Origin of the sequence: Limosilactobacillus avium (assembly GCF_947381485.1) — a bacterium.
GTDB classification, from domain to species: Bacteria; Bacillota; Bacilli; order Lactobacillales; family Lactobacillaceae; genus Limosilactobacillus; species Limosilactobacillus avium.
Genome location: NZ_CANCWN010000001.1, coordinates 158,985 through 181,691, shown reverse-complemented (window position 1 = coordinate 181,691; position 22,707 = coordinate 158,985). Strand labels below are relative to the sequence as shown.

Here is a 22,707-nt window from a genome sequence, read left to right as displayed (position 1 = left end):
CACACCCATTGAGGTATTCATGGAGAATATCACAGACGCACAGTTAGTTTCTTTCTAACTTAATTTGACATTTCAGGATTTTAAAGATGCGTGGCCTTAATGTAAATTATTCTGCTTTCACACAACTAATTGACATCCACCCTACTGGCCAGTATATTGAAGCTATTACAACATATAAGGAGTACAAATATGAATTACTTTATCGGTGTTGACGTGGGAACAACCAGTACAAAAGCGGTTCTCTATGATGAACACACCCACGTAATCAAACGATTCAGCCAGTCCTACCCCCTCTTCCGCCACCCTAACGGCATGGCCGAGCAAGACCCGACCACGATTGTCAACGCAGTGGAAAAGGTAATTGGGGATGCCGCCCAGCGAATTAACTTTTCCAAAGAAAGACTACTTGCCGTTGCCTTTTCTAGTGCAAACCAGAGTCTGATCCTCCTCGACCAGGCGTTCCGCCCTCAGTCACGGTTGATCACCTGGGCCGATACCCGGGCACGGCACGCGGCAAACCAATTGAAACGGTCCGCCTTGGGGAGACAGTTGTATGTGAACACCGGTACCCCCATTCACCCAATGTCACCTTTGACAAAACTTCTCTGGCTCAAGGAAGCGGCACCCGAACTTCTTTCCCAAGCCGCCTATATTGGTGACATAAAGTCCTACCTCTTTTGCCGCTTTTTCGGCACATTCAAGGTCGACATTTCAATTGCCAGTTGCACCGGGATGATGAACATCAATTCCGGTGACTGGGACCCAACGGCGTTAAACCTGGTTGGTATTCGCCAGGAACAGCTACCGGAAATCGTTAACGGTACCTACCAGGCTACCGGCCTCCTGCCAAAAGCCCAGGCAAGGATGGGAATTCCTGCCGATACCCCATTTATCTACGGGGCGTTCGATGGTGCCCTATCGAACCTCGGCGTGGGAGCACTCAAACCAGATACTGTGGCGATTACCATCGGTACCTCGGCGGCCGTCCGGGTAATCACCGACCATCCCGTGATTGACCCTCACCGGCGCCTATTCTGCTATGCGGTTGATAACCATAGCTGGGTGGTAGGTGGGCCGCTTAATAACGGCGGTGATGTCTACCAGTGGGCCGTTAAACACCTGGTTACCCCGAGTGCGGTCGCTAACGAGCAGGTTGACCCCTACACCCTGGCAAGTCGGGTAATTTCTGATGTCCCCGCCGGTGCCCACGGCCTGCTGTTTCTCCCCTTCTTAGGTGGTGAACGGGCCCCACTGTGGGATGCCAACGCCCGGGGAAGTTTCTTTGGGCTCAATAACCTCCATACCCGGGCGGACATGCTCCGGGCGGTCATGGAAGGAATCAACATGAACATCGCGACGGTCTTCAAGGCCGTCTGTGACCTGGTGGGCCAGCCAAAATCCATAACGGCTACTGGTGGATTCGCCCGGTCCCACGTTTGGCGACAAATGCTTGCCGACGTGTTAGACTGTCCGGTCGACATTCCGGAATCGTTCGAATCAGGTTGCCTCGGTGCTGTTACAATGGCAATGAAGAGCTTAAACCTGGTCAACAGTTACCAAGTTGTGCAAAACTTCATTGGTGAAGAGGATACTTACCGTCCAGATCCAGCAACGGTCGCTATTTACCAGAAGTACCTTCCCCTCTTCCAGCAGGTCGAAGGGCTCTTGTCCCCCGCCTACTCAACAATTGCCCAGCTCCAAGAAAATGGAGCCAAATAAAGGTTAAGTGTTCGCCAACCGTTAGACAATGTGGTCTTGCAATTGGCGGACACTTTTTTAATACCTGATTCTATTGGTGGGTACGGTATCCAGCTGCCTGAGCATCAGCTAGCGAGTCAAAGTAGACGACATTTTCAGGAGCAATTCCGGGATCTGGGTATTGGCCCGGGAGGTAACAATACATGGTTGAGCGGTCACCAATAATCGAATTTGGCTCATAGTTATTGGGATCAACCCACGGCTCTTTTTCCTGAGTATTGGCTGGAACCGTATTTTCGGCCATGCTTGGCTGTTGTGGTACGGTCGTGTTCACTGTTTGCCCTGTACCATTGACTTCCGTTTGTCCACCGCTTGCCGGTTTAGTAAGGGAATGATCTTTTTCTTTATCTTGCGGTTTCTTGGCTACTTTTTTCTTCTTATCCGTCTTTTTACTGGTCTTAGCGACTGTGTCCCTCTGCGCTTCTTGGGTTTGACTGCGATGGTTGATAAACCAGCCGCCTGCAATTAGTAGCAAAAGAACGACAATCCATAGCCATGGTCGGCAGTACAATGGTTTTCTGTTCATAACTAGCCTCCTTATAGTTGGATTTCCGCTTCTATGTCAATTATTTTCTATTCTTATTATATAAAAATCAGCGATAAATAAGATACGCTATTTACCAATCTTTAAGGGGGTTAACTAATTTTTAAGAGACGGATGCAGCAACAAAAAAGACCTGGAAAATTTTCCCAGGTCCTTTTATTACCATTATCTATAATCCACCTTATCTATAAAGATTAGCCTTCAAAGGCATCTGTCAATGGAGGAACAACTTGCTTCTTCCGTGAAACAACGCCCGGCAGGTTCATCCGCTTATTAGCATCAAGTTTGTGACCGAATGCCTTTTCAACTTTGTCGGTGTTGTCACCAACAACCAGCAATTCGGAGTCACTATTAAGAATGTTAGTGGCAATCAGAATGAACAATTGGTAACCATTGGCATCCATCAATTCGTGCATCTTCTTTTCAAGGTCAGCTTGCCGCTTGAAGACATCGTCGAGTTCAACCGCGTTTACTTGACCGATCCGCATCTTGGTGCCACCAAGTTCAAAGGTCTTAGCATCACCATCAACAATGTCGGCATCGGACTTAGCATCAACATCAGCGCCCGCCTTCAGCATGGCAACCCCGTACTTGTTGTAGTCATCAACGCCGGCAACCTTAGCTAAGTACTTAACCGCTTCACGGTCGTGGTCCGTAGTAGTTGGGGAGTTAAGTAACAGGGTATCAGAAATGATTGCGGAAAGCATCATCCCCGCTAAGTTAGCTGGAATATCAATGTGCTTTTGTTGGAACATTTCCGTCAAAATTGTTGAAACACAGCCATATGGGCGGCAAGTTGCCCACAGTGGTTGAGCAGTATTGAAGTTTGCAATCCGGTGGTGGTCAACAAGGTGGGTAACCGTAACCTTGTCGATGTCACTAACACTTTGTTGTGGTTCGTTGTGGTCGACCAGCATTACCTTGTCGACTTCGTTAGCAGCGGTTTTGATAACCCGTGGGGCCTTCATACCGAACTTCTTAAGAGCGTATTGCGTTTCGGCGTTTGGTTCGCCGAGGGCAACTGCTTCCGTTTCATAGCCCAATTGGTTTTGGTAGTATGAAAAAGCCATTGCCGCAGTGATTGCATCTGTATCTGGCTTTTGATGTCCAAAGACTAATTCTTTTTCCATAAAGTAATTCCTCCTGTTTGTGCTTCAACAATACAACTAAAGCAATTTTCACTATTCATTTTATCACGATAAATAGTTCTCGTCCGCATTATTATTTAACATTATGCTTCTTTGTCCAATATTCATTCAAAATTGCCCACATTTTCTCATGTTGGTGGTTAAAAAAGCGCGGTGGTCGTCCTTGCAGGGCAAAGTATCTTGTCGTAACCGTCTCGCTCGGCTTAACTGGAAAGTGTTGATCAGTGACCTGCCGAACAAGGTAAAAGGCATTGACTGGCTGCACAGCATCCCCATTGGGGTAAGTATATTGGTCATTATCCAGTATTTTTAAGAGGCAGACCGGCTCAACAGCGAGTCCCGCATCCTCCTTAAATTCGCGTCTGACGGTATCGGTAAATCGTTCCCCAAATTCCATGTAGCCACCCGGGAACCCCCAGTCGCCGGTATCGGCCCGGGCCTGTAGCAGGACGGCACCGTCTGCGTTGACAAGTGCACCTGAGGCACTCGTCAAGATCAGCGGCATGTGACCAACTTGTGAACGTAAATCTGCAATGTACGCCATTTTACCCCTCCTTTAAGAGCCATGGTTTTCCTGAACCTGGTCAAGATACATCCTTAAGTATACGCGACAACTTATCATTTGGACTAGTCGATCGAGCAGGCGCTTTTCCTCACTATCCGGAACGGTAATTTTTTCCACCTGGACACCTGCAGAAAATGCCTGGCGCAGGGCCAACTCGAAGGCAGCACAGAGGTAGTTGTAACCATCTTCAACACTTTGCTGCCCTCCCCGAAAATGGAGGAGGGTCTGAATCTCATGAAGGGAAAGGACCTGACGGCTAATAGTAATTAGAAACAGGCTTGCCAGCTGGTCCCGATCGTACTGTCGGTGCCGAGGATGGTTTAGCAACCCATGCTTAACATAGCTACTGACCATTGTATTAGTCATCTTTATCCCCATTGCTTCCGGGAAGTAGCCATTGATGTATTGAACCACTTGGTCCAGATAAAGACCCATCTTGGGTAACTCATCATAGCGGGGAAGACGGAAGGCACTTACAAGTGGCTGAATTTGACGCTCAACAATTCCCACATTACCACCTCATCATTTCAGGAGTGATTGTTGCTCAGGATCGTTTAAAATATTTGCCTGCTTGACGCGCAGCTTTACTGGGGTCCCCTGGGTCTCGGTATCAATCACAAAGGTACCATTGGACTTGATCGAACCCAGGTGGTGGTCACTAACGGAGATATCCTGGAAGAGCGGCCGGTCAGTAATCACCTCAAAGTAACCCGTGAAGTCAGGATCGTAAGCAGTAAAGTCAGCAATCCGGTGCGGATGCGTCTTGAGTCGGTGGAGGACAAGTTCACCCCGGCGGGCCCGGGCACCGACGGCAATTTCGTCAACCGGCATTTCCTTAAAGGCCCCCCGCTGGGTAATTGAGGCAATCCGCTGCCCATCAGCAACGATTGCAAGATCGACTAATTCATCGTCATCCTTGAGGTTAATTGCCCGCACCCCGGCAGTCCGCAAGCCGGTAACCGGGACATCCGCAACGTCGAAGCGGACCGCGTAACCCTCACGACTGATTGCCAGCAGCGAGCGGTTCTCATTTGTTGGTTCATAGTAATCAACGCTGACCACTTGAGCACCTTTACTCTTGAGCTTAATCGCCATGCTAGCATGACTCTTATAGCGTGAGCCCGGCTGGTAGTCCTGGTAGGCGGACTGCTTAACCTGACCATCACTGGTGGCAAAAATTAGGTTTCCTGGTAGGTCCAGGCGGTCAAATACCATTGCCTTAATAATCTCTTCGTTTTCTGCTAGCCCGATTGTCTGTGAGATGTGTTCACCCGTATCCTTCCAACGAACATCAGCTAGCTCATGAACCGGCCGGTAAATCACATGCCCGAGATTCGTGAACATAAAGAGGTGGGCCAAGGTGGTGGTCTGTTCAACTAGTAATGGGTAATCGTCTTCTCGGAGGCCGTTTTCATCCAGTGACGAGGCCTTGAATGATCGCAAGCTAGAACGCTTGATGTAACCAGCGTGGGAGACAAGAGCAACCACGTCCTCATTAGCAACGGTGACCTTCGTATCGATTTCCAACTTTTGTACCTGGTCTTCAATCTTGGTCCGCCGTGGGTTGCCGAATTCCTTCTTGATGGCCTTCATCTCGCGCTCAACCACCTTGGCAAGCTCATCATCGTCACCCAAGATCAACTGGTATTCTGATATCAACTTATTTAAATGGGCTTGTTCATCCTCAAGCTCAGTCACGTCTGTATTAGTCAGGCGGTACAGCTGTAAGGTGACGATTGCTTCAGCCTGCTCTGCGGTGAAGTCATACTCTTCAACCAGGTTCTGTTTAGCATCCTTCCGGTTTTTGCTGGCCCGGATTGTCTTGATTACCTGGTCGAGAATAGAAAGGGCCTTAATCAGACCTTCAACAATGTGGAGGCGGTGTTGGGCCTTCTGCAAGTTGTAGTTGGTCCGCCGCCTTACAACTTCCTTTTGAAAGGCGAGGTATGACGTCAGGATATGCTTTAGTCCCACCCGCATTGGCCGCTGCTTATCAATGGCGACCATGTTAAAGTTATAGTTTATCTGCAGGTCAGTATTTTTCAGGAGGTAGTTAAGGATTCCTTCAGCGTTAGCGTTCCGTTTCAATTCGATGGCAATCCGCAGGCCACTCCGGTCGGTCTCGTCACGGGCTTCAACAATCCCCTCAACCTTTTTAGCGAGGCGAAGGTCATTAATCCGCTTCACTAACTGGGCCTTGTTGACTTCATAGGGAATCTCGGTGACGTTAATCTGCTGACGGCCACCACGGAGGGTTTCAATTGCTGTCTTCGCCCGGACAACAATTCTGCCCCGACCGGTCTTGTAGGCCTTCTTTATCCCGTCAACCCCCTGGACAATTCCACCAGTGGGAAAATCTGGACCGGGGATAAAATCCATCAACTTTTCGAGACTCGCTGACGGGTGCTTCAGGAGGTAAATTAGGGCATCAAAGACTTCGCCCAGGTTATGGGTGGGAATTTCGGTTGCGTACCCTGCCGAAATTCCCGTGGCCCCATTAACGAGGAGGTTCGGGATCCGGGCCGGGAGGACAACCGGTTCCTTTTCGGTATCATCAAAGTTCAGGGTCATTTCGACCGTGTCCTTATCAATGTCTTGCAGCATCAGTCCCGCAATTTTGCTTAAGCGCGCTTCGGTGTAACGCATTGCTGCTGCAGGGTCCCCGTCCATTGACCCGTTGTTCCCGTGCATTTCGACCAGTGGTTCACGTAGTTTCCAGTCCTGGCTAAGGCGGACCAGGGCTTCGTATATTGAACTGTCACCGTGGGGGTGGAAGTTACCCATGACGTTACCGACCGACTTTGCTGACTTCCGAAAGCCCTTGTCATAAGTATTACCGTCCTTGTTCATTGCGTATAGGATCCGCCGCTGAACGGGTTTAAGTCCATCGCGAATATCTGGCAGTGCCCGCTCCTGGATAATTGATTTGGAATAGCGACCAAACCGCTCCCCCATCAACTTTTCGAGCGACATTGTCTCAATTTTTGCGTCTCTCACTAAAATGATCCCTTTCTTTACTTATTCAAATGCTTCTTGCTGGCAACCAGTTTATCGGATTCTTGGTCATCACTAAGGGTAAATTGAACGTTGTTTTCAATCCACTCCCGCCGGGGCTCAACCTTGTTCCCCATCAGGGTTGTGACCCGCCGTTCGGCTAGTTCAGCATCCTCAATTCGGACCCTGATCAAGGTCCGGGTGGCTGGGTTCATGGTAGTTTCCCAAAGTTGGTCCGCATTCATTTCACCGAGCCCCTTGAAACGTTGCAATTGGGCAGTCTTACCCATTCTCTTGGTCAGCTTAGTAAGCTCTTCGTTTGTCCAGGCATAGGTAATCTTCGTCTTTGCTCCCCGCCCCTGCTGAAGACGGTAAAGGGGTGGTAACGCGATATAAATCTTGCCGACTTCAATCATTGGCCGCATGTACTTATAAAAGAAGGTAAGAAGAAGAATCTGGATGTGGGCCCCGTCGTCATCGGCATCGGTCATGATGATGATCTTATCGTAGTTGGCGTCTTTAACGTCAAACTCCGAGCCAGCGCCAGCACCAACCGTGTAGATAATGGTGTTTAGCTCCTCGTTTTTCAAGACGTCATCTAGCTTTGCCCTTTCCGTATTCAGAACCTTACCCCGTAATGGCAAGATCGCCTGGAACTTGCGGTCCCGACCCTGCTTTGCGGAACCACCGGCTGAATCCCCTTCGACTAAGAAAAGCTCATTTTTCTGGGCATTCTTTGACTGGGCCGGCGTTAGCTTACCGGAAAGGTTACGTTCCTTGCGGCTCTTCCGTTTGCCACCCCGGGCCTGGTTACGGGCTTTCCGGGCAGCCTCACGAGCTTCGCGGGCCTTCAGGGACTTGCGGATTAACATCTGAGTGAAGTCACCATTTTCCATTAGGGCATAGTTCAATTGCTCACTGACAATCGTATCAACAATCTTGCGGGCTTCTGGCGTACCAAGCTTATCCTTGGTCTGTCCTTCAAATTGCAACAGTCGTTCTGGAATCCGCACGGAGATAACGGCCGTGAGCCCTTCTCTGACGTCGCTCCCCTCCAGGTTTTTATCGTTGTTCTTTAACAGGCCGACCCGCTTAGCATACTCGTTGAAGGTCTTGGTCCAGGCGCTTCTGAATCCCGCCTCATGGGTACCCCCATCCGGTGTCCGAACGTTATTAACAAAGGATAGGAGGGTCTCAGAGTAACCATCGTTATACTGAGCGGCCACTTCTACTTCAACCCCCTGGTCCTTACCGTCAAAGTACATGATCTTTCCCAGGGTATCCTTTCCCTCATTAAGGTAGGAAACAAACTCCTGAATGCCATCCTTGTACTGGAAGACATCCTGCTTTTCCTGTCCTGCCCGCTTATCGGTCAGCACAATTTTGATTCCCTTCAAAAGGAAGGCCGATTCCCGCAAACGATTAGCGAGGGTGTTGTAGTCGTAAACCGTCGTGGTGAAGATTGCCGGGTCCGGTTTAAACGAGACAGTTGTCCCACTTTGCTCCCGGGTTTTACCAAGTTTCTTCAACGTTCCAACCGGTTGGCCACCGTTTTTAAACTTCTCTTGGTAACGAACATGGTCACGAACAATCGTTAACTTTAAATTTGTGGAGAGCGCATTAACGACCGACGCACCAACCCCGTGGAGACCACCAGAGGTCTTATAACCATCCGCCTGGCCAAACTTTCCCCCTGCATGGAGGACCGTCATAATAACTTCCGGAGTAGGCTTCCCTGAAGCGTGCATCCCCACGGGCATCCCCCGACCATGGTCCTGGACAGTAATTGAATTATCCGCCTCAATTGTCACGTTAATTTCATCACCGTAGCCAGATAATGCTTCATCAACGGCGTTATCAACGATTTCATACACCAGGTGGTGGAGCCCCCGTGCGTCTGTGGACCCGATATACATCCCTGGACGCTTACGGACAGCTTCAAGCCCCTTTAATACCTGAATTGACGATTCATCATATTTTACCTTTTTCGTGGTCACAAAATGACCTCCCGTATCATTTCATTTCTAAAACATATGTTCGATATAGTTAATATTATCATGGACGCGGTCAACTAGCAAATAGATGAGACCCGGCCCTGGTAAATAGTTACAGTATTGATAATACTCAAATCCATTTCATTTGGCAAACGGCAATTTGCTTTTTGCGCTCTACCACCAACGAGCGATTCATGGTATTCTTAAACTTTGAGATATACTTTAATTCATGAGGAGCAATAATTATGATATTTGAAATATTGGGAATGGTGATCATTTCTTACCTCTTAGGCTCCATCCCTTCTGGCCTATGGATCGGCCAAATTTTCTACCATAAGGATATTCGCAAGTTGGGCAGCGGAAACATTGGTACAACCAACACTTTCAGAACACTGGGTCCCAAGGCCGGGACGGTGGTCCTCTTTATGGACGTATTAAAGGGGACGTTAGCCGCCAGCCAACCTTACATTTTAGGTATTTCGCACAGCGTTAACCCCCTACTGATTGGGCTCTTCGCATCACTGGGCCACACGGTTTCCATCTTTGACCACTTTCATGGCGGAAAGGCAGTGGCAACCAGTGCGGGGATTTTACTAGCCTATAACCCCTTTCTCTTCCTGGTTGCCTGCCTGATTTTCATCGGGACACTCCTTCTGACCTCGATGGCCAGTGCGGCCAGTATCATCGGCATTAGTGCCATCTTTATAATTGCCATGTTTGAACACGACCTTATTCTTTCCCTGGTTGCTGGTTTCTTGACCCTAGTGGTTCTCTACCGCCACAAGAGCAATATCAAAAGAATCTGCACCGGGAAGGAATCCCTCGTTCCCTTTGGCCTGGTCTACTACCGCCGGCACCATCAGTCAAAATAAATACCTGTGAAAAAACGGTCACCGCACAAAAAATGCGGCGACCGTTTTTTGTTAATCATAATATCACGCTAAAATGGCCGAATGCTGAAATGGTAGTCCCGTTCCTGTCCCGGAGCCAGGCGGTACATTCCCTGCTTGTGCAAAAGCAGACCATCGGCATTGACATTATCAGCAATCCCCCACCATGGTTCGATGCAGGCAAAGTTCCCTGTTGCTGGGTAAGCCGACCACAGACCCACGTACTGGGTTCCTGTGGTTGCGACACTAACCCCGTGACCACTAGTCTTGTCAGCAAGGGTTGCGGTAAAGTCACTCCCACAAGTCTTAAAGATGATTGCATCATGGTTGAAGAGGTCGTGGTTGAGCATGAATGGCTTGGTCATATCAATCATCTGGGGATGACCAGAATCATTGTAGGGCCCATCCAAAATAATTCGGGAGTATTTTTCCGCTGGGATAACACTAAATTCCACATTTTCATAGGAGCCCTGTGGAGTAAGGGGCATGTTGAAACCAGGGTGGGCACCAATTTCGTAAATTAACGACTGGCGGGCCGGATTAATTACCTTATAGGATACCGCTAAACGGTCACCAACCAGTTCATAAGTGACCCTGAGGATAAAGTCAAACGGATACACCTTCTTGGTATCATCACCGGCACGTTGTTCGAGGATTACCCGATCATCCAGTTGTTCCGTGACCGTGAATTGGCGGTCACGAGCAAAGCCGTGTTGAGTTTGGTGGAAAGTTTGGCCGTTAAACTGGTACTGATCATCCTTAAGACGACCAACAAATGGAAAAAGAATTGGTGCTTGCCGTCCCCAGCTATCCGGCGAGCCCTGCCAGAGGTATTCAATCCCGTTATCTTGCCGCTTGATGCTATGTAGCTGGGCCCCTAGCTCATTGATTTCGACGGCGAGTTCTTTGTTTTGAATTTTAATCATTTTATTACCCCTTTGTTGCTAAACGTTTATCATCAAGTATATAGAACAATGTTTACTTGCACAATACCAAATAATGACGGCGCTTTCAACATCATAGTAAGTAAAAGTCAGTAAAACTACATAAACAGTTTTACTGACTTTTACCTACTTTTGGACGGCTTCCTCATAATCACCGTTTGGACAAACAACCTGTTTGCCACCCTTAACCTTCTTTTCGACGAGGAAGTGGCCATCCTTAGGGCAATCACGCCCAATTGGCTTATCCCAGGAGACAAAATCGCAGTCAGGGTACCGTGAACACCCGTAGAAGGTGCGGTTCTTTTTCGACTTCCGTTCAACAACGTTCCCCTTATGGCATACTGGGCAGGTCACACCAATTTCCTTCACGATGGCCTTGGTATTACGGCACTTTGGAAAGCGCGAGCATGCGTAGAACTTACCATAGCGACCCATCTTGATTACCATCGGTGCACCGCAGATTTCACAATCACTCCCGGCAAGTTCATCCTTCATCTGAATCTTGGCAACCTTGTCCTCTGCATCCTGAACTTCCTTAGAAAACGGCTTATAGAAACTGTCGACAACCTTAATCCAGTTCTGTTTCCCTGCTTCAACCTGGTCAAGTTCACCTTCAACATCTGCCGTGAACTTGGCATTGACGATGTCGGGGAACTGCTTAGCAATAATCTTATTAACAATTTCCCCTAATTCCGTCGGTTCAAAGTGACGAGAAACGAGGCGGACATAGTAACGCCGCTGAATTGTATCCAAGGTTGGCGCATAAGTTGATGGCCGACCGACCCCGTTGCTTTCCAGCGTCTTGATCAATGCCGCTTCAGTGTATCGGGCCGGCGGCTGGGTAAAGTGCTGGGCGGGGTTGTCATTGACCATCCGCGCATGGTCACCTTCACTAAGGTCTGGTAAGAGGTTGTCCTTTTCTTCTCCCCGCTTATAAACCTTGGAGAAACCGGCAAACTTAACTTTAGACCCGTTTGCCCGGAAGGTTACCCCGTTTTGCTGGAGGTCGACCGTCATTGTATCAATTACTTCCGGCGTCATCTGACTGGCCACGAAGCGGGACCAGATAAGGCTGTACAACTTATATTGGTCATTGTTCAGGTAGGGCTTCATCTTGGCCGGTGTTCGGTAGACAGAAGTTGGCCGAATGGCTTCGTGGGCATCCTGAGCCCCCTCCGGCAACTTACCCTTTACCGGTTTGATGGCCGCATACTCGCCCCCATACTCCTCATGGATAAACTTAGAGGCCTCGTGCTTAGCAATCGATGCAATCCGCGTGGAGTCGGTTCGCATGTAGGTGATCAGGCCGACCGGCGCCCCCTGCTTAATGTCGATTCCTTCATACAGCATTTGAGCGGCCATCATGGTCTTCCGGGTTCGGAAGTTAAGTCGCCGGTTAGCATCCTGCTGCATCGTTGAAGTGGTATATGGTGGCTGGGGTTGCCGACGCCGTTCCTTTTTAGTGACCTTTGAAATGGCAAAGTCCTGCTTTTTATCCAGCTTACCAAGGACCTTTTGAACATCCGCATTGTCGGCCAGCTTTGTCTTCTTACCGTTCTCACCGTAAAAGACAGCCTTAAATTTGTCCCGGGCGTGTTTGAAGTCCGCATCAATCGTCCAGTACTCTTCTGGTTTGAAATTACGGATCTCATTTTCCCGCTGGATGATCAGATTTAGTGCCACCGACTGAACACGACCGGCACTCAGTCCCTTCTTAACCTTTTTCCAGAGGATGGGACTAATTGAGTAACCGACAAGCCGGTCAAGGACCCGCCGCGCCTGCTGGGCGTCAACCAGGTCCATATTAATCGTCCGCGGTTCCTTAAAGGCGTTTTTAACCGCATCCTTCGTAATTTCGTTAAAGGTAACCCGGTTCTTCTCATTATCATCAAGCTTTAAAATGTTGGAGACATGCCAGGCGATGGCTTCCCCCTCACGGTCCGGGTCTGATGCCAGGTAAACGGCCTTGGCATTCTTCGCATCCTTACGAAGTTCCTTGATAACGTCACCCTTCCCGCGAATCGAAATATAGTCCGGTTGGTAGTTATTTTCAATATCAACCCCCATCCGGCTCTTCGGTAAGTCGCGCACATGGCCAAGACTCGCAACAACTTTATACGAGCGGCCCAGGAAACGACCAATCGTCTTTGCTTTTGATGGTGACTCAACAATCACCAAATTTTTCTTAATCTTAGAACGGCGCCGCGTTGTCTTCCGCTTTGCCGTCGTCTTAGTACTTTTCTTGGCTGTTTTGGTTGCCATAAAAGAGGCTCCTCACATTTTTATTTGTTTATTTCTTCATATATAACATTATTATTCCATTTCACCATGGTCTGTCAAATGGAAATCGTATTTTAGAAGAAATTATTATAAAATGCAAGGATCTTTACTCATAGCATGTACTCTTCGAGAATGTCCTGTGCCCGAAGGATTGGTTTCGCACCCGCGGCAATTAATTCATTACAGCCTAATGAACGGTAAGTATCAATTCGTCCAGGGACCGCGCAGACCGTCCGATTTTCCTCTAGAGCAATGTTTGCCGTGATCAGGCTCCCACTCTTTTTCTTAGCCTCCACCACCAGGACCGTCGAGCAGAGGCCCGCAATTACCCTGTTCCTTTCCGGAAAATGATAGGCCACTGGTGGTTCACCGCGTCCGTATTCCGTGAGGACGAGGCCGGCCTCTGCGACTTTGGCCTGTAGGTGAGCATTCTCCCGGGGGTACGCCTGGTCCAATCCACAGCCAATGACTCCAATCGTCTTCCCGCCATGCTCAAGGGTGATGAGGTGACACATTCCATCAATTCCCTTCGCCAGTCCACTGACGGTGACAATTTGCCGCTTTACAATGTGGGGAAGCATCCCCCGTAACACCGCTTCACCGTACGCCGACATATCCCGGGCACCAACCACTGCTAACGTGGGTAACTGGAGCAGGCTGAGGTTTCCCTGGTAGTATAGAACGATTGGTGGGGCAAATATCTCGCGTAACTGTTCCGGGTATTGGTCATCCGCAATGGTGACATAGGGGAAAGCCTGGTTACGGGCAACTGCCGCATCTAGTTCCTTACTTGGCCAGTTATTCACCAATGCTTCTTGTTCCCGGTCACTCAGCCGAATGTGGGTAAGTAGTTCGTTGATGTCATCGTAACATTCGTACTGGTCGGCAACTCGCCATAAGCGATACTTTGTCTTGTAGCCGATCCCACGGCATAGGTTCAATCGTAGTAGAAATTCACGTATTTGTTTCATAATAAAAAAGCCTCCTACCTAATAGATACGAGACTCTTCTTCATTTGCACTATAAAAATTTAGGAACCGGTTTAAACGATCGCCGGTGAATTGGCGAGACACCATATTTCCTTAGTCCGGCTAAATGTTCTTTGGTGCCATAACCCATGTTTTCCGCAAAGCCGTAACCTGGGTAAACCCGGTCGTAATCAAGCATTAGGTGGTCACGGTACTCCTTAGCAACAATACTGGCCGCCGCAACACTGATACTCTTTTGATCACCCTTGATTAAAGTCGTTTGCGGATAATCAAAGGGTAGTGGAACAGCATCAACGATCAAGTGGCCCGGCTGGTGGTTTAAACTCTTGATGGACCGCATCATCGCATCCTGTGTTGCCGCGTAGATGTTAAGCCGGTCGATTGTTTGCGGGTCATTAACCGCAATGCTGACTTCGACGGCCTCGTCAACGATCCGTAAATAAAGTTGTTCCCGCTCATGACGAGTCAGCTGTTTGGAGTCGGTCACCCCAACCAGGTCAAAGTCAGGGCTTAGAATTACCGCACAGGTGACAACTGGACCGGCCAGGGGGCCCCGGCCGACCTCGTCCATTCCAGCAACGTAGCGCACCCCGCTTTTCCAGAGGGCATTCTCATACTTAAACCGCTGCTTGAATGCCTGATAGGCCCTGACCTGCCGTTTAATGCGCCGCTGGTGGCGCTGTAAGGCCTGCTGAACACCCTTCCGGGGATCAGCCTGCCAAGCCTTGAGGCGCGGGTCATTCAGGCTACCAATTGTATCTAAGAGCTGCGAAATCTCACTTACTGTCTGCTTACTCATTGATGCCATCCTCATTTAGGTCTGCGGGAATCTCCATAGTGATGGGCCCGAGTTTTCCCTTCCGTAGGTCAAAGATCAACCGTTCGCTGGCCCGGTCGTAGTCATCCCTAAAGCCCATCTTCTGAGTAATCACTAACAGCAAGTCGGGGTCGCTAACCTTTTCTGCCAGGTCTTGGTCGGTTAGCCGGTAGCGTTTCTTCAACATTTCGGGCTGGTAAAGGCGGAGGTATTTCAAGGCGAACAGGGCAACATCATCTTTAGGATAAAGGCTATCCTTGATTGCCCCCGAGAGAGCCAACATGACCCCCTGCTTCTGACTGGCAAACTTGTGCCACAGGACTCCGGGGGTGTCTAAAAGTTCCAACTCAGCTGATGACCGCAGCCACTGCTGCCCGGTGGTTACGCCGGGACGGTTCCCCGTCTGTGCTACGTTCTTTTTAACCAAGTGGTTTAACAAGGTCGACTTACCAACGTTCGGCACCCCGACACACATTGCCCGAATGGGCCGTTTCTTTAACCCCTTGGCCCTTTCTTCGGCCAACTTATCTTGCAAAATCTCCTTGCTCTTCTTGGTGACAATCTTTGCCACGTTTTGCTTCCGTGAATCGAGGGCAAGAACCGGCTGGCCCTTTTCCTCAAAGTACGCTAACCATTCTTGCAGACGGTCACGATCAGCCAAGTCCGTCTTGGTCATTATTAAAAGCCGGGGCTTATTGCCGGCTGCTAATGCCACTTCTGGGTTTTGGGAAGAATATGGCACCCGTGCGTCCACTAACTCAAAGACAATGTCAACGAGGGGCATTTGTTCACGAATCTGTCGCAAAGCCTTTGCCATGTGTCCAGGAAACCATTGAATTGTCGCCATTTTATCCCTCCTAATTTCTCTCTTCTAGGTATTTTTGCCATGCGGCGTCAAAAATCGTCATTGATGGTAGGTAGTCCGCATTTTCTTCCAAATACTTCGAAACCTCGTCAAAGTCGGTTGATTGCTTAGGAAACGTCGAGTCTAAAAAGGCGTTATTAGCGAACTGCTCAATTTCGTCAGCAGAATTAGGGTTACGTTGGGTCATTAAATAACGGTAAAAACTATCACGAACCATGCGATATCCTCCTCTTGATCACTTAGTTGGGACGGTTATCAAGAACTTAAACCGTCCTTCTGTCATATTGATTTCTTGTGCCTGGTACTTTAATGCCCGCTTCTCACTGTACTTGTTCAGATCCAATAAGACGGTCTTCTTTTGGGCATTGATCTTTACCCAGTCCGGAATATTGTAATTCTTGGCAATATAGCCCATCACAAACTTGATGGGGATATTAACCCGCCCGACAGAAAGGCCCTTAGCCCGCAAGAGGACATTGCCATCGCTTTGCTTAACCGGGACAAAGTTAATGGCAAAGCGAATCTTAGCACCGAGAAACTTGGTATCACCCGTCAAAGTGGCGTACTGTTTACCAACCAGGAAGCTGTACTTAATCTTCTGTCCTTTCAAGAAGCGGTTAAGGTAGTTAGCCGCTAGGGCGTTGACCTGGTGGCGATTCAACTCAATGGTGACTGAAGTATCACTGGGTTTAACCGGCTTGCTAACTGCGGGACTGGGCGCCGGCGCGGTGGCCCGGTGGATTACCGTCCCGGTCGCCACTATAATTACCAGAACGAGGACAATAAACGCCCACTTCCACCAGTTGATTGATTTCGTTTTCGTTTCCTTTTTCATTCGCTATTTTACCTCTTTACGTATTCCCAACTATTGTGGTCCTTCATTGATTTAAATAGGCGGTTGGCCATCTGCTGATAACCACGATGGTTCGGGTGAAAGTTATCTTCCGTTGAGATATATTCGTTTAAGTTATGGTCGCGGTTCCGCATGATGTTGACCAGCCGGGTCTGGGAAACCTTTCCCTGGTTAGCCTGTTTTTCCTGCTGGATTAACTGCTGACGCTGGTCCGCCGTCTTGTATTGTCCCCATGACATGAGGTGGTTAATATTTACAAAATACATCTTGTGGTAGTTTCCCATCACCTTTTGGGTTGTTTGGTTCCACTTCACGATTGAATCGTTAATCACATCCACGTCCGGGAAGTAGGTGTAAACGGGATTATATATACTCATAATAAACACCGGTGCATGGGGATTCTGTTTGCGAACTGCCGTGAGTAACTGGTTGAGGTGCCGGACATAAACCTTCTTTGCTTGGTCAACGTCCTTGTCAACCGTCTTGGGGGAGTTCATGATATTGGCCTCAAGGTCTTGCATCAGGTCGTTGCCACCCACCGTCATCGTGATTACGTCTGCCTTCCGGAGGTTCGCCCGCATCTTTGGCTGGGAGTTAAGACGGGCCAGGATTTGGTCAGACCGGTCACCACTGACACCGTAGTTCTTCGTGCTTACCGTCGTTTTACGGTAGTGGTGTTCAATCTTATGCTTGATGATGCTAACGTAGCCGCCCTTCTTTTCCTCATCCCCTTGGCCATGGGTCAAAGAATCACCAACTGCCACCAGGCGGACACTCTTTTTTTCAACATAGCGTGGCTGGGCAGTCGTCTTCGTCACGGGTGATGACTGACGATGATTCTGCCAGACACCGCCAGCGACCACCGCTAAAACCAGGATTACGGCAATTATCCACCATCGTTTTCGCACTTGCTCGTTCCTCCTTAATAATAAGAGGCTGGGAAAACAGTGTTTTCTCCGGCCTCAAATAGCTTTCAATTCTGTTGACACAAACAGTGGGCACTGAGCTAAAAAGCTTTATCCCTATTCAGTGTAGTAAAGCAAACAACATGCACCCATTCCAGTATGCGTAGCAATGATCGGCACCGTTTCCCGGACCGTAATCTTCTGGTCAGGGTAGATCTTTTCTACGCCGCTTTTCAGACGTTCAACTTCTTTATTACCTTCAACGTGGGAGATTCCCACCTTAACCGGCTTTGGTCCATCGGCCATTTCCTTTAAGATCCGGTCCCATTCCTTATGAATTGCCTTTGTTCCGCGGCCCTTCATAATAATGTGGATCTGACCACCAGCAACTTGGAGCATCACCTTGATGTTGAGGAGACTGGATAGGGCACCAGCGAACTTACTAATTCTGCCACCGGCAACCAGGTTGTCAAGGTTATCGATTGCCAGGTAAAGTTTCGACTTGGCAAGGACATCCTTCATCTTAGCAACCGCATCATCAACACTACCGCCAGCTTCAAGGACTTTTGCGGCCTCAACAATTTGAAAGGCCATCCCCTGGTCAGTAGTTTGGGAGTCGTAGACCGTCACCTTCGTCTTTGACATTGTTGCCGCTTGTTCGGCAGCGTGAACAGTCCCACTGATTGATTCCATCATGGTAACGCAGAGGACCTCACTACCGTCTTCTCCAAGCTTATCAAAGGCGTCAACAAATTTACCAATCGGTGGCTGGGACGTCTTTGGTAAAGACTTAGCATTTTTCATCAGCTGCGGAAACTCATCATTACTGATGGTTTCGCGCTCGACATAAATTGTACCATCAATCATAACCGTAAGTGGTACGATTGTAATGTTATACTTTTTAATGTCTTCTTCTGTCAAACCGGCGGAAGAATCACAAACTATTTTTACTTTAGACATGGAAAAATCCACTCCCTCTTGACAATTATCGGTGGTTTATTTTAATCTAGTTTTGATAACTAGATGTATTCGTTTATAAGAACATTATAGTCAATAAACGTAAATTTTAAATACCTATTGGTGATTTTTATAGTCTTAGTATACCAAAAAGCCTTAAATAATGCATTTATCAGCCCGAAAGGAGTCTTGCCCAGTGAGTAAGCAACACATTGATAAGAAAACACTACTAATTGAAATTGGTAACGCCATTAGCCACGGGATTGGTACCGGTCTGGCAATTGCTGGTCTGGTCTTCCTCATAATTCGGGCCGTCCATAGTGGGAGTGCCATGAAGGTGGTTACCTTTACAATCTATGGCAGCATCCTCGTCTTATTCTACCTCTCGTCAACCCTGTTTCACGCCCTTGTCTTTACCCGGGCCCGGCACGTCTTTCAGATATTTGACCACTGTATGATCTATGTCCTGATTGCCGGAACTTACACCCCCTACTGCCTTGTCAGCATCAAGGGATGGCTAGGCTGGACAATGTTTGGTGTCATTTGGGGGTTAGCCGTCATCGGGATTGTCTATAAAAGTATCTGGCTTAAACACAAGAGTACCCTCTCGACTTTAGTTTATGTCCTGATGGGGTGGCTTTGCATCTTTGCCTTCTTCCCCCTCTGGAATGCCCTCGGACCGGTGGGCTTTGGCCTCTTGCTTGCTGGGGGGATCACCTTTACAATTGGTGCCCTCCTGTATAGCCGGCCAACTGCCTACACCCACCTCATCTGGCACTTCTTTGTCCTGGTTGGGACGGGTCTGATGTATTTTTCAATTCTCTTTTACGTTTAATTGCCACTCTTCAAACCAGCAAACTGGCTGACCATCCTTGGTCACCGTTTGGCGGTCCTGCAAATGCCACTGGTCATAGTTGACCGGTGGCATTTTTGTATCCCCTTCGTAATGACCATTGATAATGGTACGGTGAAGCACCGTTACCAACGGCATAAGTTCGGTAAAGAGGCGGCCACCACCAATGATATCAACCACTGGGGCCGAATTTTCTTTAATCCATTTTTTCAAATCTGCCAGGTTTTGAAAGGAAACGACCCGTTTATCTTCAATCTCACGGTGGGTCAGAACAATGTTTTGCCGACCGGGAAGGGGACGGCCAATTGAATCAAAGGTCCGCCGCCCCATCACTACCGGGTGGTCAGCCGTGACCCGTTTAAAATGCTGCATATCGGCCTTGACGTGCCATGGGAGGGAGCCATCTTTGCCAATCCAACCGTCCAAATCCTCTGCCCAAACATAGGTAATTTTCTTCATTCCTTTTCACCTCAGACAGCAACTGGCGCCTTGATTGCGGGCTCGTGAGTGTAGCCATCAAGCTTAATATCCGTCATTTCGTACTGGTCAATAGGCTTAGCCTCAGCTGGCAAAATCAACTTTGGAGCCGGGTGGGGAGTCCTTTGCAGCTGCTCGCTTACTTGGTCAAGGTGGTTAAGGTAGATGTGGGCATCCCCCAAGGTATGAATAAAGTCACCGACCTCAAGACCACACTGGTGGGCAATCATGTGGGTAAGGAGGGCGTAACTAGCAATGTTGAATGGAACCCCTAAGAAGATATCCGCACTTCGTTGGTAGAGTTGGCAACTAAGCTTTCCATCATTAACGTAGAACTGGAACATTGTATGGCACGGTGGGAGAGCCATTGACGGCACATCCTCAGGATTCCATGCCGACACAATCATCCGCCGTGAATTTGGCGTTGTCTTAATCTGGTGAATAACGTTGGCAATCTGGTCAATGGTTTTACCCTTACTAGTCTTCCATGCTCGCCACTGACTACCATAGACTAGACCAAGATCACCATACTTCTTGGCAAATTCATCATCATCAAGAACCCGTTGGCAAAACTCCTTTTTTTCAGCTAGGTACTGTTTCTTAAATTCGGGGTCCTTCAGCCAGCGGTGACCAAAATCCGTCATATCAGGTCCATGGTACTCATCACTTTCCACCCACTTCTTAAATGCCCATTCGTCCCAGATATGGTTGTGGTGCTGAAGCAGGAAGCGGATATTGGTATCACCGCGTAAGAACCACAAAAGTTCACTCTTAATCAGGCCAAAGGGAACCTTCTTCGTTGTCAAAATTGGGAAGCCCTTGGAAAGGTCAAACCGCATTTGGTAACCAAATACTGACCTGGTCCCTGTCCCCGTCCGGTCAGACTTTTCGTGCCCGTTTTCCAAAACATACCGGGCAAGGTTCAGGTACTGCTGTTCATTCTGATTTTCTGCCACCGTTAATTCCTCCTCTAATTAGTCAACATAGTTGCTCAAGTATTCCCAGCGTTCCGTCTTCTGATCAATCTGCTTTTGAACCTCATTGACCTTTTTCTGTAGTTCTGCCAGTTTAGGGTAGTCGTTGGCATTAGCGGCCATTTCCTGTTCTAACTTATCATGCTGCTGGCTGAGCTTATCAAGGTCCTGGTTAATTTGGTCCCACTCAATTTTTTCTGCATACGTCAGCTTGGTCTTCTTTTGAGAAGACTCCTTTGTGGGAGCTGACTTACTTTCTTTTTTAACGGGCTTCTTCTCTGTTTGCTGACGTTCATGATCTGCCTGCTTTTCCTTCAGGTAGTCTGTGAACCGACCGGTATAGCGCTGGATATCGCCATTACCGTGGAAAATCAACAGGTCATCGGCAACCTTATCCAGGAAGTAACGGTCATGGGAAACCGTAATCACCGTCCCGGCGAAACTATCGAGGTAGTCCTCCAAAACCGTCAGTGTGCTAATATCAAGGTCGTTTGTCGGTTCGTCCAGGAGTAAAACATTTGGCTGCTGCATCAAGATCTTTAACAGGTACAAGCGACGCTTCTCCCCACCAGAGAGTTTCCGGATCAGTGTTCCGTGCATAAAGCGGGGAAATAGGAAGCGTTCCAATAGCTGGGTAACGCTGAGCTTGTTGCCATCCTTATCGGTTACGCTCTCCGCAACTTCTGATAGGAAGCTGATCATCCGCTTGCTGTCATCGATTCCCTCTGTTTGCTGTGTGTAGTAGCCGAGCTTGACCGTTTCCCCAATCTTCAAGACCCCACTGTCCAGGGGAACACGCTGGGCAATCACGTTTAACAGGCTGGTCTTCCCAGCGCCGTTTTCGCCGGTAATTCCAATACGGTCGCCAGCCTGAACAAGCCAGTCAAAGTCTTGTAAGATCTGGTGGTTACCCAACTTTAGGTTAGCACCTTTAAACTTAATCACGTCCTTGCCCAGCCGCTGGGAACCAAGGTTAATTGAGATGTCCTCATCTGTTTTGAGGTTCCCTACCTTATTTTCCAGCTGGTGGAAACGGTTGATCCGTCCCTTCTGCTTGGTCGACCGGGCCTTAGCACCCGTTCTCATCCAGGCTAACTCCTTCTTGTAGAGTTGCTGATTCTTCTGTTCAGTTTCCTTTGCAAGGGCCACCCGGGCCGCCTTCTTGGCCACGAAATCCTGATAGTTACCATCGTATTGGTATAACTTACCAAAGGACAATTCCCAGATATGGTTTGTTACCTGGTCCAAAAAGTAACGGTCATGGGTTACTACCAGGACAGCGCCCTTATAACTGGCCAGGAAGTCCTGGAGCCAGATAACTGAGTCAAGGTCCAGGTGGTTAGTCGGTTCATCCAAAAGTAAGAGGTCCGGTTGCTGGATCAGTACTTGGGCAAGGCCCACCCGTTTGCGTTGGCCACCAGACAAGTCGGCAATTTTCTGGCTGGTGTCCTTGATCTTTAGCTGGGTAAGGATGGTCTTGATACGACTATCCGCCTCCCAGGCGTCCTCTTGGTCCATCCGGTTTTGCATTTTATTGTAACGATCAACGGCTTGGGGGTCTTCAGGGTGGGCACTAAACTTGTTTAACGCTTCCTCATACTGGCGAATTGTCTTAAAAATCGTCTGATCACCGGCAAAGACCGCTTCCATGATTGTCTTGCTTTCGTCCAGTTGGGGTTGTTGCTTTAGGTACCCAATTGTGTAGTCATTTGGGGTCGTAATCTGGCCGCTTTCTGGGCTGACTTCCGCAGCAATCACGTTAAGTAAGCTGGTTTTCCCGCTGCCGTTAACCCCAATTAAACCGATTCGATCATTTTCGTTAATAATAAAGTCAATATGGTCAAACAGTACCTTTTCACCATAGGTACTGGTCAGGCCTTCTGCTTTCATTGTCTGCATC

At 48.7% G+C, this 22,707-nt stretch carries 21 protein-coding genes; 3 read left to right on the top strand and 18 right to left on the bottom strand.

The features are described 5' to 3' along the window. The first annotated feature begins 189 nt into the window (after positions 1–189). On the top strand, positions 190–1,719 hold the full coding sequence (locus tag QOS01_RS00910; RefSeq protein ID WP_283620688.1) for a gluconokinase: 1,530 nt from the start codon (positions 190–192) through the stop codon (positions 1,717–1,719). Positions 1,720–1,789: 70 nt separating this feature from the next. Here the strand turns inward: QOS01_RS00910 and QOS01_RS00905 are convergent, their stop codons facing one another. The 6 genes from QOS01_RS00905 to parE all read right to left on the bottom strand — a co-directional run bounded on the left by QOS01_RS00905 (position 1,790) and on the right by parE (position 9,006). After that, positions 1,790–2,284, bottom strand: coding sequence for a hypothetical protein (locus tag QOS01_RS00905; protein WP_283620687.1), 495 nt, complete (start codon positions 2,282–2,284; stop codon positions 1,790–1,792). A gap of 212 nt (positions 2,285–2,496) precedes the next feature. Further along, positions 2,497–3,432, bottom strand: coding sequence for a manganese-dependent inorganic pyrophosphatase (locus QOS01_RS00900; protein ID WP_283620686.1), 936 nt, complete (start codon positions 3,430–3,432; stop codon positions 2,497–2,499). 91 nt (positions 3,433–3,523) lie between these two features. Next, the gene (locus QOS01_RS00895) at positions 3,524–3,994 is read right to left on the bottom strand and encodes an NUDIX hydrolase (protein ID WP_283620685.1); all 471 of its coding nucleotides are present in this window, start codon (positions 3,992–3,994) and stop codon (positions 3,524–3,526) included. Between the two features lie 12 nt (positions 3,995–4,006). Then, on the bottom strand, positions 4,007–4,525 hold the full coding sequence (locus QOS01_RS00890) for a DUF1836 domain-containing protein (protein ID WP_283620684.1): 519 nt from the start codon (positions 4,523–4,525) through the stop codon (positions 4,007–4,009). 12 nt (positions 4,526–4,537) lie between these two features. Then, positions 4,538–7,012, bottom strand: a complete 2,475-nt coding sequence (gene parC / locus QOS01_RS00885; RefSeq protein WP_283620683.1) for a DNA topoisomerase IV subunit A — start codon at positions 7,010–7,012, stop codon at positions 4,538–4,540. Positions 7,013–7,029: 17 nt separating this feature from the next. Next, entirely contained in the window at positions 7,030–9,006 is a 1,977-nt protein-coding gene (gene parE / locus QOS01_RS00880; protein ID WP_283620682.1) for a DNA topoisomerase IV subunit B, read from the bottom strand. A 242-nt stretch (positions 9,007–9,248) separates the two neighbouring features. On the opposite strand from parE, the gene plsY reads away from it, so the two are divergent. Next, positions 9,249–9,875, top strand: coding sequence for a glycerol-3-phosphate 1-O-acyltransferase PlsY (gene plsY / locus QOS01_RS00875; protein ID WP_283620681.1), 627 nt, complete (start codon positions 9,249–9,251; stop codon positions 9,873–9,875). Between the two features lie 68 nt (positions 9,876–9,943). Here the strand turns inward: plsY and QOS01_RS00870 are convergent, their stop codons facing one another. The 9 genes from QOS01_RS00870 to QOS01_RS00830 form a co-directional block, all read right to left on the bottom strand. Beyond that, positions 9,944–10,819 carry an aldose 1-epimerase family protein gene (locus QOS01_RS00870; protein ID WP_283620680.1) on the bottom strand — a complete coding sequence of 292 codons (876 nt, stop codon included), beginning with the start codon at positions 10,817–10,819 and terminating at the stop codon, positions 9,944–9,946. A gap of 144 nt (positions 10,820–10,963) precedes the next feature. Then, positions 10,964–13,099, bottom strand: coding sequence for a type I DNA topoisomerase (gene topA / locus QOS01_RS00865; RefSeq protein ID WP_283620679.1), 2,136 nt, complete (start codon positions 13,097–13,099; stop codon positions 10,964–10,966). Positions 13,100–13,227: 128 nt separating this feature from the next. Next, the gene (dprA, locus tag QOS01_RS00860) at positions 13,228–14,088 is read right to left on the bottom strand and encodes a DNA-processing protein DprA (RefSeq protein ID WP_283620678.1); all 861 of its coding nucleotides are present in this window, start codon (positions 14,086–14,088) and stop codon (positions 13,228–13,230) included. Positions 14,089–14,137: 49 nt separating this feature from the next. Continuing rightward, a complete protein-coding gene (locus QOS01_RS00855) occupies positions 14,138–14,905 on the bottom strand; it encodes a ribonuclease HII (RefSeq protein ID WP_283620677.1) in 768 nt (255 codons plus the stop codon). Continuing rightward, positions 14,898–15,770 (bottom strand): ribosome biogenesis GTPase YlqF, encoded by an 873-nt coding sequence (gene ylqF, locus QOS01_RS00850; RefSeq protein ID WP_283620676.1) that lies wholly within the window; start codon positions 15,768–15,770, stop codon positions 14,898–14,900. Before ylqF ends, QOS01_RS00855 begins: the two co-directional genes overlap by 8 nt. 10 nt (positions 15,771–15,780) lie before the next feature. Next, entirely contained in the window at positions 15,781–16,005 is a 225-nt protein-coding gene (locus QOS01_RS00845; protein WP_283620675.1) for a YozE family protein, read from the bottom strand. Between the two features lie 18 nt (positions 16,006–16,023). Beyond that, positions 16,024–16,623 carry a YpmS family protein gene (locus QOS01_RS00840; protein WP_283620674.1) on the bottom strand — a complete coding sequence of 200 codons (600 nt, stop codon included), beginning with the start codon at positions 16,621–16,623 and terminating at the stop codon, positions 16,024–16,026. Between the two features lie 8 nt (positions 16,624–16,631). Continuing rightward, a complete protein-coding gene (locus QOS01_RS00835; protein WP_283620673.1) occupies positions 16,632–17,549 on the bottom strand; it encodes an SGNH/GDSL hydrolase family protein in 918 nt (305 codons plus the stop codon). A 114-nt stretch (positions 17,550–17,663) separates the two neighbouring features. Then, positions 17,664–18,506: a DegV family protein gene (locus QOS01_RS00830; protein ID WP_283620672.1), complete on the bottom strand. Its 843-nt coding sequence runs from the start codon at positions 18,504–18,506 to the stop codon at positions 17,664–17,666. Positions 18,507–18,699: 193 nt separating this feature from the next. Here QOS01_RS00830 and trhA point away from each other — a divergent pair, with 193 nt between their 5' ends. Then, on the top strand, positions 18,700–19,338 hold the full coding sequence (gene trhA, locus QOS01_RS00825; RefSeq protein WP_283620671.1) for a PAQR family membrane homeostasis protein TrhA: 639 nt from the start codon (positions 18,700–18,702) through the stop codon (positions 19,336–19,338). Here trhA and QOS01_RS00820 read toward each other — a convergent pair. From QOS01_RS00820 to QOS01_RS00810, 3 genes are read right to left on the bottom strand one after another with little or no spacing between them, the layout of a single operon-like run. Beyond that, a complete protein-coding gene (locus QOS01_RS00820) occupies positions 19,318–19,815 on the bottom strand; it encodes a dihydrofolate reductase (protein ID WP_283620670.1) in 498 nt (165 codons plus the stop codon). The two genes, trhA and QOS01_RS00820, sit on opposite strands and share 21 nt — an antisense overlap. Before the next feature lie 11 nt (positions 19,816–19,826). After that, positions 19,827–20,789: a thymidylate synthase gene (locus QOS01_RS00815; RefSeq protein ID WP_283620669.1), complete on the bottom strand. Its 963-nt coding sequence runs from the start codon at positions 20,787–20,789 to the stop codon at positions 19,827–19,829. Positions 20,790–20,807: 18 nt separating this feature from the next. Beyond that, complete coding sequence (locus QOS01_RS00810; RefSeq protein ID WP_283620668.1) at positions 20,808–22,706, bottom strand: ABC-F family ATP-binding cassette domain-containing protein; 1,899 nt, start codon at positions 22,704–22,706, stop codon at positions 20,808–20,810. Position 22,707: the final 1 nt, after the last annotated feature.

Coding starts and splice junctions, on each gene's coding strand:
- topA (WP_283620679.1), bottom strand. CDS start 13,099: ATGGCAACCAAAACAGCCAAGAAAAGTACTAAGACGACGGCAAAGCGG.
- QOS01_RS00855 (WP_283620677.1), bottom strand. CDS start 14,905: ATGAGTAAGCAGACAGTAAGTGAGATTTCGCAGCTCTTAGATACAATT.
- QOS01_RS00810 (WP_283620668.1), bottom strand. CDS start 22,706: ATGCAGACAATGAAAGCAGAAGGCCTGACCAGTACCTATGGTGAAAAG.
- QOS01_RS00820 (WP_283620670.1), bottom strand. CDS start 19,815: ATGAAGAAAATTACCTATGTTTGGGCAGAGGATTTGGACGGTTGGATT.
- QOS01_RS00905 (WP_283620687.1), bottom strand. CDS start 2,284: ATGAACAGAAAACCATTGTACTGCCGACCATGGCTATGGATTGTCGTT.
- QOS01_RS00845 (WP_283620675.1), bottom strand. CDS start 16,005: ATGGTTCGTGATAGTTTTTACCGTTATTTAATGACCCAACGTAACCCT.
- dprA (WP_283620678.1), bottom strand. CDS start 14,088: ATGAAACAAATACGTGAATTTCTACTACGATTGAACCTATGCCGTGGG.
- ylqF (WP_283620676.1), bottom strand. CDS start 15,770: ATGGCGACAATTCAATGGTTTCCTGGACACATGGCAAAGGCTTTGCGA.
- QOS01_RS00870 (WP_283620680.1), bottom strand. CDS start 10,819: ATGATTAAAATTCAAAACAAAGAACTCGCCGTCGAAATCAATGAGCTA.
- QOS01_RS00830 (WP_283620672.1), bottom strand. CDS start 18,506: ATGTCTAAAGTAAAAATAGTTTGTGATTCTTCCGCCGGTTTGACAGAA.
- QOS01_RS00895 (WP_283620685.1), bottom strand. CDS start 3,994: ATGGCGTACATTGCAGATTTACGTTCACAAGTTGGTCACATGCCGCTG.
- QOS01_RS00840 (WP_283620674.1), bottom strand. CDS start 16,623: ATGAAAAAGGAAACGAAAACGAAATCAATCAACTGGTGGAAGTGGGCG.
- QOS01_RS00900 (WP_283620686.1), bottom strand. CDS start 3,432: ATGGAAAAAGAATTAGTCTTTGGACATCAAAAGCCAGATACAGATGCA.
- QOS01_RS00910 (WP_283620688.1), top strand. CDS start 190: ATGAATTACTTTATCGGTGTTGACGTGGGAACAACCAGTACAAAAGCG.
- plsY (WP_283620681.1), top strand. CDS start 9,249: ATGATATTTGAAATATTGGGAATGGTGATCATTTCTTACCTCTTAGGC.